The following is a 1738-nucleotide window of genomic DNA, read 5'->3' as shown; positions in this document are numbered from 1 at the left end:
TTGCTGGCAAGGAAGAGTTCGCCAAGGCGCTCGGCCTGATCAAGGACGGCAAGCCGATCCGCTACGAAGGCGTCATCGGCCCGGTCGCCTTCGATAAATATGGCGACATCACAGGCCCGTTCCGGCTGTGGAAGATCGTCGACGGCAAGGTAGCGACGGACGGTGAAATGACCACCGACGATGTCAACGCCTTGCAGGCCAAGCTTCAGTAAGCATCATTCCGTTTGGTCCGGCATCGATTATGTCAGCATCGATGCCGGGCCAAGAATATGGTTGCCTCATTGCGGCGCTCTTGCCCGGCACTCACGTCCGTTCCGTCGCAACTTGCCTGGGGATGAGAAAGCGGGCGGCGAGCACGCAGAGCAGCACGGTGAACATCAGGATCAGCGCCACCAGCGCATTGATATCGGGTGAGAAGCCAAGCCGCATCATCGCCCACAGCCTGACCGGCAGCGTGCTTTGCGTGCCAGTGACCAGGATGGTGATCATGGTCTCGTCGAATGACAGGGCGAAGGCCAGGATGGCGCCGCCGACCATGGCGCTCGACAGGTTCGGCAGGATGATGCGCCAGAAGGTCTGCCAGCCCGTGGCACCGAGATCGTAGGACGCTTCAACCAGCGTGCGGCTCATCGACTGCAGCCGCATCAGTACCGTGCGGTAGACTATCGCCAACACGAAAACCGTATGGCCGATAACGACCGTCAGCAGCGAGCGTTCGAGGCCGATCTCGCGGAAGAAGATCAGCAGCGCCAGGCCGCTGATGATCGGCGGCATCAGGAACGGCAGGAAGATGATGAACTGCAGCAGCGAGCGTCCGGAACGGCGCCCATGATAATAGAGCGCCAGCAGCGTTCCGCTGACCACCGACAGGATGACGGTGCAGACGCCGACGATCAGCGTCGTGCGCAGAGCGACCAATATGTCGTGGTTTTCAGCCAGCGCCACATAGGTCGACAGGGTCGGCGACGACCAGTCGACGGAGCCATGCGAAATGGTGAAGAACGACGACACGATCGGCACGAACAGTGGGCTGTAGAGCAGCACCGCAACCAGTGTCGTGATCACGGCCAGAAAGATCGTGGACAGTCGGGGCAGGGCGCTCATACCGAAGTCCCCGGGTTGCGGCCAAAGCGTTCGCCGACGAGGATTGCGGCGATCACCACGACGGCCAGCGCCACCGACAGCGCCGCGCCGAACGGCCAGTTATAGGCCGTGCCGAACTGGCTGTAGAGGATGCGGCCGAAGGTGAAGCCGCTGATGCCGCCGACCATTTGCGGCGTCAGGAAATCGCCGATCGCCAGCACGAAGACGAAGCTCGCCGCCGAAGCGACGCCGGGCAGGCTGAGCGGCAAGGTGATGCGCAGGAAGGTCTGCAAGCCGCTCGCGCCGAGATCGTCGGATGCGCGCAGCAGCACCTGCGGAATCCGCTCCAGCGACAGGAAGATCGGCAGGATGGCGAAGGGGATCAGGAGCAGGGTCAGCGTCAAAAGGATGGCGTTCATGTTGAACACAAAAAGCGTCGACGGTTCCTGCAGGATACCAAGCGCCACCAGCGCCTTGTTGAGGAAGCCGTTGAGGCCCAGGATGCTGCGGATCGCATAGATCTTGATGACGTAGCTCATCAGCAGTGGCACCAGCAGCAGCATCAGCAAGGCGTAGCGCCAGCGGCCTTTCAGCGTCGTCAGGAAATAGGCGGCGGGATAGGCAAGCAGGATGCAGATGATGGCCACCGACACGC

General features: G+C 61.9%; 2 protein-coding genes and 1 pseudogene. 1 reads left to right on the top strand and 2 read right to left on the bottom strand.

Features of this window, described 5'->3' with window-relative positions:
* Nucleotides 1–212: pseudogene (locus EN969_RS29900) on the top strand (amino acid ABC transporter substrate-binding protein); the annotation flags it as partial.
* A gap of 91 nt (nt 213–303) precedes the next feature.
* Here EN969_RS29900 and EN969_RS29895 read toward each other — a convergent pair.
* Nucleotides 304–1104: an ABC transporter permease gene (locus EN969_RS29895; RefSeq protein ID WP_063167571.1), complete on the bottom strand. Its 801-nt coding sequence runs from the start codon at nt 1102–1104 to the stop codon at nt 304–306.
* Nucleotides 1101–1738: ABC transporter permease (locus EN969_RS29890; RefSeq protein ID WP_164758619.1), on the bottom strand; the 638-nt coding region annotated here is incomplete at its 5' end. The genes EN969_RS29890 and EN969_RS29895, both read right to left, overlap by 4 nt.

The sequence above is a fragment of the Mesorhizobium sp. M7A.F.Ca.CA.003.01.2.1 genome, from assembly GCF_003998945.1.
In the GTDB taxonomy this organism is placed as follows: domain Bacteria; phylum Pseudomonadota; class Alphaproteobacteria; order Rhizobiales; family Rhizobiaceae; genus Mesorhizobium; species Mesorhizobium ciceri.
The sequence above is the reverse complement of the archived record's forward strand: the minus strand, read 5'-3'. Positions and strand labels throughout refer to the sequence as shown.